Annotated in this window: 11 protein-coding genes; 2 read left to right on the forward strand and 9 right to left on the reverse strand. The window is 67.1% G+C overall.

All coding sequences use genetic code 11. The annotated features are described in order from the left end of the window. Positions 1–26: 26 nt before the first annotated feature. Positions 27–497, reverse strand: a complete 471-nt coding sequence (coaD, locus tag OM977_RS12525; protein WP_264354274.1) for a pantetheine-phosphate adenylyltransferase — start codon at positions 495–497, stop codon at positions 27–29. Positions 498–545: 48 nt separating this feature from the next. Here coaD and OM977_RS12530 point away from each other — a divergent pair, with 48 nt between their 5' ends. Then, positions 546–1,757, forward strand: a complete 1,212-nt coding sequence (locus OM977_RS12530) for an aminotransferase class I/II-fold pyridoxal phosphate-dependent enzyme (protein WP_264354275.1) — start codon at positions 546–548, stop codon at positions 1,755–1,757. Then, complete coding sequence (locus tag OM977_RS12535; protein WP_264354276.1) at positions 1,758–2,543, forward strand: spermidine synthase; 786 nt, start codon at positions 1,758–1,760, stop codon at positions 2,541–2,543. Here OM977_RS12535 and rsmD read toward each other — a convergent pair. From rsmD to wecC, 8 genes are all read right to left on the reverse strand, one after another. Then, complete coding sequence (gene rsmD / locus OM977_RS12540) at positions 2,540–3,169, reverse strand: 16S rRNA (guanine(966)-N(2))-methyltransferase RsmD (RefSeq protein WP_264354277.1); 630 nt, start codon at positions 3,167–3,169, stop codon at positions 2,540–2,542. The two genes, OM977_RS12535 and rsmD, sit on opposite strands and share 4 nt — an antisense overlap. A gap of 30 nt (positions 3,170–3,199) precedes the next feature. Continuing rightward, positions 3,200–5,464 carry an ATP-dependent DNA helicase RecG gene (locus OM977_RS12545; RefSeq protein ID WP_264354278.1) on the reverse strand — a complete coding sequence of 755 codons (2,265 nt, stop codon included), beginning with the start codon at positions 5,462–5,464 and terminating at the stop codon, positions 3,200–3,202. Continuing rightward, positions 5,454–6,524 (reverse strand): DAK2 domain-containing protein, encoded by a 1,071-nt coding sequence (locus OM977_RS12550; protein ID WP_264357405.1) that lies wholly within the window; start codon positions 6,522–6,524, stop codon positions 5,454–5,456. The genes OM977_RS12545 and OM977_RS12550 overlap by 11 nt, the downstream gene beginning before the upstream one ends. 22 nt (positions 6,525–6,546) lie before the next feature. Beyond that, positions 6,547–7,557: a thiamine-phosphate kinase gene (gene thiL / locus OM977_RS12555; protein WP_264357406.1), complete on the reverse strand. Its 1,011-nt coding sequence runs from the start codon at positions 7,555–7,557 to the stop codon at positions 6,547–6,549. A 141-nt stretch (positions 7,558–7,698) separates the two neighbouring features. Then, a complete protein-coding gene (locus OM977_RS12560) occupies positions 7,699–9,366 on the reverse strand; it encodes a hypothetical protein (RefSeq protein WP_264354279.1) in 1,668 nt (555 codons plus the stop codon). 79 nt (positions 9,367–9,445) lie between these two features. Further along, a complete protein-coding gene (locus tag OM977_RS12565) occupies positions 9,446–11,620 on the reverse strand; it encodes a glycosyl transferase (RefSeq protein WP_264354280.1) in 2,175 nt (724 codons plus the stop codon). Further along, on the reverse strand, positions 11,607–12,503 hold the full coding sequence (locus OM977_RS12570; protein WP_264354281.1) for a hypothetical protein: 897 nt from the start codon (positions 12,501–12,503) through the stop codon (positions 11,607–11,609). Before OM977_RS12570 ends, OM977_RS12565 begins: the two co-directional genes overlap by 14 nt. Before the next feature lie 8 nt (positions 12,504–12,511). Continuing rightward, entirely contained in the window at positions 12,512–13,765 is a 1,254-nt protein-coding gene (gene wecC, locus OM977_RS12575; RefSeq protein WP_264354282.1) for a UDP-N-acetyl-D-mannosamine dehydrogenase, read from the reverse strand. Between the last annotated feature and the right edge of the window lie 6 nt (positions 13,766–13,771).

Here is a 13,771-nt window from a genome sequence, read left to right on the forward strand (position 1 = left end):
CCCTTGTGCCCCGGATCCCGGACAGGCTAGCCCGCGAGCAGCCGTTTCAGCACGGAACGGGGCACGAACTCGGAGACGTTGCCGCCGAGGGTGAAGACTTCCTTGATCAGGGTGGACGACAAATGCAGGTAGTGCGCTTCGGCCGGGAGGAACACCGTTTCGACGCCGGTGAGTTGCCGGTTCATGGTGGCCATCGGCAGCTCGTAGTCGAAGTCCGAGGAGGAGCGCAGACCCTTCACGATGGCGGACACGCCCCGCTGGCGGCAGTAATCGGCCAGCAGGCCCTCGCCCACCGGCTCCACCACGATGCCCTGGAGCGACGCGAGGGTCTCCCTGGCCATCTCGATCCGCTCGTCCAGGCTGAAGCGGTACTTCTTCGCGTAGTTCGTGGAGACCGCCACGATGACCTCGTCGAAGAGGCCGGAGGCCCTGGCAATGACTTCCAGGTGTCCATTGTGGATGGGGTCGAAGGAGCCCGGGCATACGGCGCGTCTCATGCTCCGAACCTACCGTATCCGCGCCGCGGAGCGGGATAACATGACTGAATGTCAGCAACTCACCAGCAGTTCCCGTGGCAGCGCGCTGCCACCGGCGCCAACCTGCTCTCCACCGAGGGCACCCTGGGCGTAACGATTTTCGAGGAAATGACCACCCTGGCCCTGCAAACCGGCGCCATCAACCTGGGACAGGGCTTCCCGGACGAGGACGGGCCGGCGGAGATCAAGGCCGCGGCGCAGGCCGCGATCGCCGCCGGCTATAACCAGTACGCCCCGGGCAAGGGCATCGTGGAGCTCCGGGATGCGATCTCCCTCCACCAGGAACGGTTCTACGGCCTGACCCCGGACCCGCAGACCGAAATCATCGTCACCACCGGCGCCACCGAGGCCATTGCCGCCTCACTCCTCGCCCTCGTGGGCCCCGGCGACGAGGTCCTCACCTTCGAGCCGTTCTACGACTCCTACGGCGCCATCATCGGGCTCTCCGGCGCCCGCCACGTCACGGCCCCGCTGCTGGCACCGGACTTCATGCCCGACCTGGCTGCCCTCGAGGCGGCCTTCAACACCCGCACCAAGGTGGTGCTGGTCAACAACCCGCACAACCCGACCGGAGCGGTGTTCCCGCGGGAGGTGCTGGAACGCGTCGTCGAACTCGCCACCAAATACGACGCCGTCATCATCACCGACGAGGTCTACGAGCACCTCACCTTCGGCGTCCGCCACATCCCGCTGGCCACGCTGCCCGGCGCGGCCGAGCGCACGCTGACCATTTCCTCGGCCGGGAAGACGTTCTCCTTCACCGGGTGGAAGATCGGCTGGCTGAGCGGCCCGGAGCATCTCGTGGCCGCCGCCCGGACGGTCAAGCAGTTCCTCAGCTACAGCTCGGGCACACCGTTCCAGGGCGCCATCGCCGTCGGCCTCGGCCTGCCGGATGAGTTCTATGCCGGAATCGCCGATACCCTCCAGCTCAAGCGGGACATCCTCAGCGAAGGTCTCCGCGCGGCCGGACTGGACGTCTTCACCCCGCAGGGGACGTACTTCGTGAACGTGGACACCGCGCCGCTGGGCATTTCCGACGCGGTGGACCTGGCCCGCCGGCTGCCGGCCCTCGTCGGCGTCGCCGCCATCCCGGTGCCGGTCTTCTGCCACCCTGAAGGGGCCGAGCGCACGCGCAGCCTGCTGCGGTTCGCTTTCTGCAAGCGGATCGACGTCCTGCAGGAGGCCGCCGAGCGGATCTCCACGCTGCGGGACCGGCTCTAGGTGGCCGATACGCCTGCTGCGGTGTCGCGCTTCCTGCGGACCACCGGCCAGCACGCCACGATCGAGCCCGATCAATTCACCGAGGGCGGCTTCGTGCTCAGCATCGGCGGCGCCGAGCAGTCCCATGTGAACCTGGCGGACCCCACGGACATTTTCTACGAATACCTGCGCCGGATCGGGCATGTGGTGGACCTCGCGGCGCCGTGGGGTGAACCCGTCACAGCCCTCCACCTTGGCGCCGGGGCCCTCACGCTGGCCCGCTACGTCCAGGCCACCCGGCCCGGCTCCGAGCAGTACGCCGTTGAGCTGGAACGGGAGCTGCTGGACTTCGTTCTGGACCGGCTCCCCCTGCCCGACGGCACCCGGCTGCACACGCTGATCGGCGACGCCCGGGACGCCCTGGCCGAGTTGCCTCCGGGACTGCGCTTCGACGTCGTAATCCTGGACATTTTCTCCGGCCCCGAGGCGCCCGCGCATCTTGCCTGCACGGAGTTTTACCGGGAGGCCGCGGCGAAGCTGACCCCGCGCGGGGTGCTGATCGTCAACGTGGGCGATGAACCCGGGCTGACCCTGGTCCGGAGCCAGGCGGCGGCGCTGCGCCGGGCCATGGCGGATGTGTCGGCGTTCGCTGAGGCCGGCATGTTCAGCGGCCGGTATCCCGGCAACATCATCCTGACCGGGACCCAGGGGCCGTGGCCGGAAGCGTGGACCGCGGCGCTCACCGCCCGCGGACCCCACCCCGCCAAAGTACTCGCCGGCGTCGGCCTGGACGAGCTCTCGGACTAGTTGCCGTTCTCCGGCTGCTCGTCGAGCGCCTCGGCGACGTCTGCTTCCGGGACTTCCTCGACACTGGGTTCGGCGAACCAGAGCCGCGTCTCGCCGTACTTCCGCTCCGCGAACCGCTCCATGCCCTCCGGCCAGGACGGTTCGGGGGTCCGCGCGGAGCGCTCCACGACGACGACGGCGCCCTCCGCAAGATGCGGGAGCAGCTTGGCCAGCACCTCGGCCAGCGCCGGTTCATCGAGCGGGTAGGGCGGATCGAGGAAGATGAGGTCCCAGCGGACACTGTCCTGGGTCCGGTCCAGGAACGATTCGACCTTGGAGCGGTGCACGGAGACCACCTTGCGGCGCGCGACCGTGTTGACGAGGTCCGCGTTGCGCTGGCAGACCTCGCTGGCTTTGGCGTCGAATTCCACGAGGTCCACGGTTTCGGCGCCGCGGCTGGCGCTTTCCACGCCGAGCGAACCGGAGCCGGCGTACAGGTCAAGGACGCGGGCGTCCGCCACAACCTCGAAGGCATCCAGGCGGGAAAAGAGAGCTTCCTTCACGCGGTCCGTGGTGGGCCGGGTCAGGGATCCGGGGACGCTGGTCAGCGGCATGCCGCCCGCGGCGCCGGCGATGATGCGGCTCACCGCCGGGCCGCCGTGGCTGGGGGGATTCTGCTAGCCGCGTTCAAGGAACGCCTCCTTCTCGGGGTTCAGGTATTCGTCGATCGCCTCGGCGAGTGCTGGGTTGGCGGTAAGCGACGGGTCCGCTGCCACGATCCGCTGGGCGTCCTGCCGTGCCCGGGCGATGATGTCCTCGTGCTCGAGCACCCGCAGGAGCTTCAGGGTGGACCGGCCGCCGGACTGGGAGGCGCCGAGGATGTCGCCCTCGCGGCGCAGCTTGAGGTCCTCCTGGGAAAGCTCGAACCCGTCGGTCGTGGCGGCAACCGCCTCGAGCCGCCGTCGGCTGGGATGGCCGGGTTCGAGCGCGGTGACGAGGAGGCAGGTGCCGGGCAGGCCGCCGCGGCCCACCCGGCCGCGGAGCTGGTGCAGCTGGGAGATGCCGAATCTGTCCGCGTCGAGGATGACCATGAGGGTGGCGTTGTGCACGTCGACGCCGACCTCGATCACCGTGGTGGAGACGAGCAGCTTGGTCTCGTTGGCCGTGAACGATGCCATGGTCCCGGACTTGAGCGCCGGGTCCTGGCGGCCGTGCAGCGGCGCGACCGGAACTCCGGCCAGCGCCGGTTCATCCCGGAGCTGTTCGACGACGCCGGTCACCGACGCCAGCTCGCGGGAGCCGTTGTCCCCCTCGAGGTCGGCGTCGGACGGCTCGGCTTCGCCGGGACTGAAGTCCCCGTCGTCGTCGCTGCCGATCTTGGGGCACACAACATAGACCTGGTGGCCGGCGTCGATCTCCTCCCGGGAACGGGACCAGATGCGCCGGGCCCAGCCGGGGTTTTCCGCGAGCCCGACGACGTGGGTGGTGATCGGCGCGCGTCCCGCCGGGAGCTCGTCCAGCACGGAGGTTTCGAGGTCGCCGAACACCGTCATGGCCACGGTCCGCGGGATCGGGGTGGCGGTCATGACCAGCAGGTGCGGCGGCTTGCGGGCCTTGGACCGGAGCAGGTCGCGTTGTTCCACCCCGAAGCGGTGCTGTTCGTCCACCACGATCAGGCCCAGGTCATAGAAGGAGACGTTGTCGCTCAGCAGGGCGTGCGTGCCGATCACTATCCCCGCCGTTCCGGAGGCGGCATCCAGCAGCGCCTGCTTGCGCGCCGCGGTCGGCATCGACCCCGTCAGCAAGGTGACCTGCACGGCGTCGGATCCAAAACCGCCCAGCAGTCCGTCCCGGGACAGCGGGCCGAGGGTGCGCCGGATCGAGTCGAAGTGCTGCGCGGCGAGGACCTCGGTGGGGGCCAGCAGGGCGGCCTGTCCGCCGGCGTCCACCACCTGCAGCATGGCGCGCAGGGCCACGATGGTCTTGCCGGAACCCACCTCGCCCTGCAGCAGCCGGTTCATTGGCGAGTCCTGGGCCAGCTCCCCGGCCAGGGTCTTGCCGACGGCGGACTGGCCGGCGGTCAGCGTGAACGGCAGCTGGCGGTCGAAGGCGGGCAGCAGGCCGCCCGCAACTGGCCGCCTGGCGGTGGCTTCCTCAGCGGCGAGCTGGGCCCGGCGACGGGCCAGGGCGGACTGGAGCACCAGGGCTTCCTGGTAGCGGAACCGGTCGCGGGCGCGCGAATAGTCCGGGGGCGTCTCCGGGGCGTGGATGAGCCGGTAGGCGTCCGCGACGGCCAGGAATTTCTCCCGCGCCGCAATGTCCGCGGGCAGCGGGTCCGCCAGGGCGTCCAGCTCCGCGGTGTCCAGGAGCGTCGAAATGACTTTCTGGATGGACCAGCTGGTCAGCTTGGCGGTGGCCGGATACACCGGGATGGGCATGGCTGCGAGCTTTTCCGGATCCATGCCGGGAGTTTCCGGGTCCTCGTCGAGGAGTTGGAAATCGGGGTTGGTCAGTCCGAGCGAGCCGCCGTAGCGCGTGACCTTGCCGGAGAAAAGGGCACGCCGGCCGGGCTGGAGTTCGGCCTTGGCCCGGAAGCCGTTGAAGAAACTCACCTTGAGCGTGCCCGGCAGGCCGGCCCCCGGCGGGCGGTGTGCGCCGGCGGCACCGGCTCCCCCGGCGTCGTCGGTGATCACGACGTCGGTCAGGGTTCCGCGGCGCGCGCGCATGGACCGGGTGCTGTTGGAGAGTACCCGGGCAATAAGTGTCACGTCCTCGTCGAGCGGGACTTCACTGATCGGGGTCAGCTCGCCGCGGCTCATGTAGCGGCGCGGGAAGTAGTTCAGGAGGCCGCCTACGGTGGTGATGCCCAAGTGCTTCTCGATGACCGCCGCGGAGCGCTTGCCGATCCGGCGCTCCAGGCCCAGGTCCAGTTCAGCGTTCATGTCCGTCGGGGACCCGGTCCTCATATTCACGCGGCACGGCGAGCTCGCTGACGGACAGGTCCGAGGGGTCGCCCAGGGAACGGATCAGTGCCACGGCCGGCTCGGCGTCGGGAACGTGGACATGGACCCGCCAGCGGTACTGCCCGGAAGCGTCGGCCGCACGGTCCACCTGGCTCATGATGACGGACTCGCCCATCTCGTCGAGGCGCTGGCGCATCATGGCGGCATCCAGCGGGGAGAGCGTGATGGTGCACATCACTTCCACGCCCTCGTCCCGGGGCATCCCAGCGTGGATGTGCGGGTCCTGGACGTCATAGCCATGCAAACCGTCGAGGAGTTCGCTCTGCAGTTCTTCACCGAGGACGGCGGACCGCAGGCAGTCCAGGATCAACAGCATCCCGACCCCGCCGGCGTCCACCACATGGGCGGCCTGCAGGGCGTCGAGCTGGTCCTCGGTCCGCACCACCGCGGCAAGGGCCGCTTCCACAGCCGCATCGAGTGCCAGCCCGAGGGTGTGGTTGCTGTCGTCGCCGTCGTGGGCGGAGTCCACGGCGGCGGCGGCGCGGGCAGCCGCTTCCATGACGGACAGCATGGTACCCGGCACGGGGTCGCTCAGTGCGGACCAGGCCCGGATTTGGGCGCGGTTGAGGGCGGCGGCCAGCAGTGGTCCGCTGAGCCGGGTGTGGCCGGCGAGGGGCTCGGCAGCAGCGCAGAGGAAAACGGCGAACAGGGTCCCGGAGTTGCCGCGCGCCTGCTCCATGGCGGCCTTGCCGGCCTGGGCCAAAACCGCGCCGACGTCGTTCTGCGCCGGACCCGTCCCGGCGATGTGCTGGGCCGGGTCGCCGGTGACCAGCGGCATGGCGGCTGTGGGCGGCGCGGCGGCATCGGGGCCCGGACTCGAGGCCGGATCCGAGGCTTGCACGGCGTGCGCCGCGGCCCTGGCCGTCAGGTAGAGGTTGGTGCCCGTGTCGCCGTCGGCGACAGGGAAGATGTTGATGGCGTTCAGGCGGTCGCTGTGGTTCCCTAGCGTTGTTTCTGCCTTGCCCAACCACCGCTTCATCGCTTGCGCGTTGGCGGCAATCTTAGTCTGCAAAGTGATCCCATCCCACAGCGTCTGCGGCCCTGCCCGCGATCTTGACGCCCGTGCCGTCCATTGGTGCAGGGGCTTCTACCGAGCCTATCGCAGTGAAACCGGGAGGCAGCTGAAGACCTGCGGGGAATGTGGCAAGCAGTCCGTGGTCTTCCCCGCCGCCCAGGACCCAGTCGAGCGGTTCGATGCCCAGCAGTTCGGCGGCGGGCAGCAGGGGCACGGCGAGCGCCTTCAGCGCGTCGGGGTCCAGGTTGAGCACTCCCCCGCTGGCGGCGGCCATCCGGCCGCCGTCCCGGACGAGTCCGTCGGAAATATCCATCATGGCCGTGGCGCCGGCGCGCCGCGCCAGCGGCCCGGCGGCGAGCGGCGGCCGGGGCCGGCATTGGGTGTCTATCAGAGCCCGCTGTTCCCCGCTCAGCGTGTGGACGGGGATGTCGGACTCGAGCAGGGCAAGGCCGGCGGCGGCCCGGCCGACGGTTCCGGCCAGCGCCAGGGTGTCTCCCGGGCGCGCTCCGGACCGCAGTACCGGGTCCCCGCCGTCCAGGCTGCCAAGGATGGCGACGCTCACCGCCAGTTCCCGCCCCCGGCCCAGGTCGCCGCCGGCCACGGCGCAGTCCGGGGCGCCGAGCCCGCGGAGGCCCGCTGTCAGTCCGTCGGCGAAGTCCTCCACCCAGGACACGGCGGTAGCGGGCGGCATCGTGAGGCTCACCACCAGGGAGGTGGCACGGGCCCCCATGGCGTTGATGTCACTGAGGTTCTGCGCGGCGGCCTTCCAGCCGACGTCGTACCCGCTGGTCCGGTAGCCGTTGTTCCACTCAAGCCGGAAGTCCTGGTCCTCCACCTGGGTATCGATGCTGATCACCGTGCGGCCGTCCGGCGCAGCCACGATCGCGGCGTCGTCCCCGGGCCCCAGCAGGACCGCGGCGTTGACCCGAGGGCCCCGGTTGAGCCGGGGGAAGATCCGCTCAAGGAGCTCGGACTCGGAGAGGGCCGCCACGGTCAGGACGGCGTCCGGTGCGGACGGCTCCGGCAGGGAGGGTTCAGGGGCAGTCGATTCAGGCACAGCCCTACGCTACCGCGGACAACCGACGCCAGAGCCCCCGAGGACGCCGCACGTTGGGAGGCCCGTTCAGCCACGCCCTCATCAGCCCTGCTTTGAATAAAACGCGTCATTTGTTGCGCCCCACGCATTCGTCACGTTCACCATGTAGAACTTGCCGGAGCCGAGCGATGTGGCTCCCACGTTGACAGTGACCGATTGAAGGCTGGGATTGAGCCCGCGCTGCTGGCCGAATAACGGATTATAGGCCCCGGCGGCCAGGGTCCTGTCCTGGGCCAACCCGGCCGCGGTGGTCCACCTAAGCTGAACCTTGGCCCCGCTGAGGTTGTATCCGGTGACGAGGACGGACCCTGTCGCAGCGCTGAAGTCCGTATCCGTAATCACTGGCGTGGCCTTGCCGCCCTCTATCGACTGGGCGAGGGGAACCCCGGTACCCGCGCATGTGTAGTAGGAGTCCCACATGAAGGAAATGACCTTGGCTGGGGCGTTTCCCAGTTGCTGCAGTTGCCGGTCCAGCCGGGCCTTGGTGGTTTGGCCCCGGGTGTTCGAGTCGCACGGGTTCGCGCCGGTGGCTGGCGCCATGCCTTCCATGTTCGCCCAGAGCGTGGCACCGGTGCCCGCCGCTCCGGCCGCTGCCGCCAGGAAGTAGTCCCGGACCGGGGCCAGATATTTGTTCCCCCAGGTGCCGGATCCCACAATGGCCGCGGCATAGTTGTCCACCATTGAGTTCACTTCATTGCCGAAGTAGGCCCCGCCCTTCCCGGTACCCATTCCGTCCTGGACGGCGATGTTCAGCCGGACCCCGCTTGCCGTTAGACCGATGTTGCGAACGGCAGCTTGGGCTTGGGCAGGCGTGGTCCGGCCTCCCGCGGCGGCTCGGGCGTCGATGTACGGACTGACGACGGCGGAGCGCGTCGGCATGATTCGGCGGATAGCTTGGTTCTGGATCCTGTAGACGGTCAGGACGGAGTCAAATATTGGGCCGTCGCTGACGGGCATTTCCGTGGACAGGTAGAAGCCGGCAAGGCCGGCCACATCGTTCACCGCCGACTGATATTGCAGGTACCGGTCGGTGAACTGGCTGAACGTGTTCTGATACGACAGATCCGGCAGGTAGGCGGCATCGGCCCTGTTGGCCGGAATCGGCATTCCGGCGAAGAACTTCACTGCCTGGGCAGTGGCCACCCTGGCCATCGATCCGGTGGCGCTCGCCTCTGGCACAGTCCCGCCGCTCACCACCACGACGTCGTAGCGGCTGTCAGCGGCGGTGCACCCGGAGCCCTGTGCCGGCAGCACCAGGACGGTGAACAGCTTGTTGTTGTTGGTGATACTCCGGTCCCGTGGGCATTTGACGGCAGGAGCCCCCCATGGACTTGAATCTGCATAAAGGAACACCCTGTTGAGCAGCGCGCCGCCCGTGACGGACTGGACACAATTAACCGCGGCGATCACGCATGCGGCGGGGACACTCGCAAGGCCGATGGGCGACAATCTGGACCCGAAGGTGATGACAGTGTCACCCCCCAGCGCCTTGATGGCGGTCAGCTTGCCGGTATTATCGGCGTCACTTGTGCTTGCCCGGACGAAGTAGCCAGCCACCGGGAAAGTGGGACTGTCTGCGCCAACCGCCGCCGGAGAGCCAGCAGACACAAGCGCGATGGCCAGTGCTATGGCCGCCACCAGCACAAGGTGGGCTCGCCCGGCTAGGCCGATAGGGTACTGCCGCCGGTGCGTCTCTGATCCGTGTTCCATCGCCGATCCCTAGCTCGCTGGCTGAGACCGCGTCCTATGCAAAGAATGCCCCCGGTGAGGGTCAAATGCAACGGCCGGCCTAACCGGCGAGGATCTCCTCCAGCCATTGCTCGCCGGTGGCCCGCATGTCGAAGCGTTGGGCGTATTCCGCAGCAGCCCGGGACTCCTGCTCATAGGCTTCCGGGAGATTGTTCAGGGCGGAGACGAACGCCCGAACTTGGGACGTGGTTTCGCGGGTCCATCGACTGCTGAATATTTCGTCCACTCCGGGCCGTCGCCAGAACAGTGGTACGGAACCTGAGGCCATTCCCTCGGCGGGGGCGAGGTGGAAGCTTTCGTCCGAACTGGGGGACAAAACGTAGCCGATCTTGCGCATCCACGCCGCCATGTCCGGGCCGAAAGGTTCGAAGACCACGGCATCCCGCAAGGCCGGGGACCGTCCGATCCGGTCGAAAATTTCCAGGTAGGCCTCCCGTTGAAGCGGTTTCTTCCACTCGTAGGGATACTCCCACGGCATTCTTCCCCGGACATGCAGGGTGTATCTGGAGTCCTCTTCCAGTAGTTCCTCCAGCAGGTCGAGGGCTCTGTCTAGCCGTTTACGCATCGGGACGATGCCTACCAGTCCCAAACGGAAGCGATGCCCCGGTTCTTTGGTCCGGCCGAGGTCCAGAAGGTCAACGGCGTTCGGAATGACCCGGAAGGGGGTACCGGTCCACGCCGTCCTTTCGAAGGTGCGGTCCACATAGAGCTGTGAGACACAGATCAGGGTGTCAATGTTTTCCGCGGCCACATTGCCCAGCCAGGGACCGTTGAGCTCGAACATGTGAAGGCGCACGATGAGCTTTTGTCTTCGCCGCTTGTTGTTCGAGTACCACACGGCGTTTGGTCCGCACCATTCACAGATGATGACGTCGGCCCAGTCCCGAAGCCGTTCGGACTCCTGCACGTCATGGCGATGCAGCGTCTCCCAGTGGTCAAAGGCGAGTTCGATGTCGTCCCGCATTTCGAGGGCGGAAACGAGCTCGCCCGCAAATTTGAGATCGTGACCGGCTATCAGGACCCGCGTCTTGTGCCGGGCTCTGGGCGTGCGGCGGTAGTCCCCCTCGGCCCGTTCAAAGTGGGCCTGCAACCGCGTCGCCGCTGCCGAGATGGAGTAGTACCTGACGCGCCTGCTCACGTCCTCCCTTAACTCCGGCAGTGCGTCCCTGGCGGAGAGGAGAGTGCTGACGACGCCGGCCGTCGAGTCGTCGTCGACATACAGCGGGTAGTCGACGCCGAAAAGCTCGAGATGCTGCGCGTTCCGGTTCACCATCGGCGGCACGCCGAGGGCGGCGTATTCGAGCACCTTGGTCGAAATTTCGAGGCTGGCGTCCATGCTTCGATCCCGCCAGCTCAATCCGACATCGTGCCGGCTGACCTCTTTTGCCGCTTCATCCCGGGACATCCCGCCCAGCCAGTCGATGCCCGGCGAAGCTATTGCCTCCTCCATCGAGGCCGACCACATCGGGTCGTGGGGATCGTGCTGGAATTTGTCCCCGATCATCGTCACGGTTAGGGGGAGGCCGTGCTCCCCGGCCATAGCGGGCAGCGAGCACATCTCCAGGGTGCGCCACTTCTTGGCAAATTTGCCGGAGTAGACAGCGCTCAGTTTCCTGCCGGCCGTCGGGGAACTCCCCCGCAGGTCGAAGTACTCATCGGGCACCATGGGCGCAAGGACCAGGGTCTTTCCGGCGGCCTCGGGAATGGTCGCCTCCACGTAGGAGCGGGCGGCCTCCGTCTGGACGAAGAAACGCCGGCATTGTCCGACCGTCCGCCTGAGCATCGCAAGATCCTTTTCGGAAAGCCGGGAACCCGGGTGCGCGATGTCCGTAATGTAGAGCCACGACTTCGGACCCAGGGCCGCGGAGTTCGCGACGTGCGCCGCCACCTGGGTGCCGCGGGCGATCACCACATCGAACGGCCTTTCAGCATCCAGTTGCGCCATTCGCTGCGCGGCGGTCCGAGGCTGCATCGCTTCGAGGTTGCCCGTCACATCAGCCTCGACTATTTCCACTCCTGGCAGGTCCGCGATCCGATCCAGCAACCGGGTCTTCGTGACTGCCGTCTTGAGCAGGACGCAGACCTCGGAACCCGTACGGGACAGGGCTTCAGCCATGGAGACAAGCCAGACGGCAGATCCGTCGATGATGTTGAGGTCGACGTCTCCGTACAGCAGAATCGTCCGCGTGGACGAGTCGGTGTCAGTGCGTGCCAATGAGTGCTCCCTTTTTCATCTTGGCAAAGGCTTCCAGGGAGGCGAGCAGGCCGAATGTGTAGTCTTCGGTCCACTCGTCCAGCGATGGACGATCTGAGAACACAACATCCGAGGCAGCTTCGAAATCCAGGGTGTAGATATCGGATTCCCGGCGGGTTTTCACGAAGTAGACAGGGATTCCCCGGGACCGGCATTCGGCCAGCGCCGGGAGGATCTCATTTGCCAGCGGGGTCCCCGCCGCGGAATCGGCTCCGAACCAGATTCCGGACGTGAAGGCGCTGTCATCGATGACAAGGGCGGATCCGCTCCCGCTCGCGATTTGGGCGCCAATTGTGCTGGGCCGCAGGAATTCAAGTGCGTGGGTGTCGCCCAGGTACCGGTCGAGCTCCCGGCCCATAATCGCGTAGACAATCCGCCCGCCCCACGGCGCAGCCGGAGGAACGCCGAGGTAGCTAAGGATTCTGGCTTGCCGGTCCCGGTCGTCCTCGACGGCGGCGGCCAACCGACCGATTGCTCGGCCGGGCGACGGGGTTGCCGGCGAAACCGGCTTTTTCTTCTCCGCCGGGGCGGCTGCCGTTTTCGGAACCTGGCGGGCCGGCGTCGAAGCCTGGTGGGCCGGCGTCGAAAGTCCGCGCAAAGCCTCGCGCAGCTCGCGGAAGCGCGAGCGGGCCTTCCTGGCTTCGGTTTCCTGCACCCACCGCAACTTGACCAGCTGCGACACGGCCGTCACTGCCATGAGGGTGAGGAGTGTGAGGGACAGCGCCCCGAATGCCGGATGCCGGCCATAAAGGTAGAGAGACCCGCCGAGGACCGCGATGACCCCGCAGAGGGCCATGGCAAGAACACCCTTGCTCTTGAAGGATGAGCGCAGTGTCTGAAGCAACCGGGGGATCATGCGCTGAAGACCCCCCTGGTGTCGACGAGGAGCTTGCCCGCCAGGACCTCGGGCGGCAGCGCGCGAACGGCATCGTGGTCAACCAGCACAACAACCAGGGCCGAACGGCCCACGGCTTCCTCCAGAGCGATCAGCCGGACGTTGTCCCTGCGCTGAAGGCGTTCGGGCAAGGCCTCGATGTGCGGCTCAGCCACGTTGATGTGGGTGGCCGGCAGCGCTTCGGCAATTGCGTGGGCAATGTCAATGGCGGGCGACTCACGCAGGTCATCAATGTTTGCCTTGAACGCGAGTCCAAGGACAGCAATCTCGGAATCACCGGCCAGCTTCGCGGAGGCCTCAAGGACCTGCTGCACCACCCAGCTCGGCTTTTCGTCGTTGACGGTCCGTGCTGTCCTGATCAACCGGGACTCTGCCGGCGCCGCGGCCACGATGAACCACGGATCCACAGCGATGCAGTGCCCGCCGACGCCTGGCCCCGGCTGCAGGATGTCAACACGCGGGTGGTGATTTGCCAGCCGGATGAGTTCCCAGACGTTGATACCCAACCTGTCACTGATGACGGAGAGCTCATTCGCGAAGGCAATATTGACGTCGCGGTAGGAGTTTTCGACCAGTTTGGCCATCTCCGCTGTCACGTCGTCGGTGATCAGGATCTCGCCCTGGCAGAACACCGAATACAAGTCCTTCGCCAGCTCGGCCGCCCGGCGGGTGATACCTCCCACAATTCTGTCGTTGGTCACGAGCTCGATCATGACTCTTCCGGGAAGTACGCGCTCGGGGCAGTGGGCCAGGAGAATAGCAGGCTTACCGTTGGCGCCGTCCAGCGACAAGTCCGGCCGGAGCGAAACAATGTACTCGCCCAAGTGGCGGGTAGCCCCAGGAGGTGACGTCGACTCCAGGATGATCAGTTCGCCACCCTGCAGCACGGGCGCGATGCCGCGTGCGGCCGCCTCGATATAGCTCAAGTCAGCGCCCTTGTCCGCCTTGAAAGGCGTTGGAACGGCAACAATGTACGCATCGGCAGCAGGCGTACCCGTGGTCGCCTTGAGACGGCCCTGGCTGACTGCGCCCGCGACGTGGACCCCCAGGTCCGGCTCAACAAACGGGACGCGCCCGTCGTTCACTGCGTCCACTGTCCGCTGGTTGACGTCGACGCCGATGACGTCGAGTCCGTTGGTCGCCAGGATCGCGGCTGTGGGCAGCCCGATGTACCCGAGTCCAATAACGGCGATGGTCTGAAAAGTCGTCACTCTATT

It is taken from the genome of Pseudarthrobacter sp. MM222 (assembly GCF_947090775.1).
In the GTDB taxonomy this organism is placed as follows: Bacteria; Actinomycetota; Actinomycetes; order Actinomycetales; family Micrococcaceae; genus Arthrobacter.

What these genes read in the sequence shown, in the direction of transcription:
- coaD (WP_264354274.1), bottom strand. Translation starts at nt 497, where the DNA reads ATGAGACGCGCCGTATGCCCGGGCTCCTTCGACCCCATCCACAATGGA.
- OM977_RS12530 (WP_264354275.1), top strand. Translation starts at nt 546, where the DNA reads ATGTCAGCAACTCACCAGCAGTTCCCGTGGCAGCGCGCTGCCACCGGC.
- OM977_RS12545 (WP_264354278.1), bottom strand. Translation starts at nt 5,464, where the DNA reads ATGAACGCTGAACTGGACCTGGGCCTGGAGCGCCGGATCGGCAAGCGC.
- OM977_RS12550 (WP_264357405.1), bottom strand. Translation starts at nt 6,524, where the DNA reads ATGAAGCGGTGGTTGGGCAAGGCAGAAACAACGCTAGGGAACCACAGC.
- OM977_RS12560 (WP_264354279.1), bottom strand. Translation starts at nt 9,366, where the DNA reads ATGGAACACGGATCAGAGACGCACCGGCGGCAGTACCCTATCGGCCTA.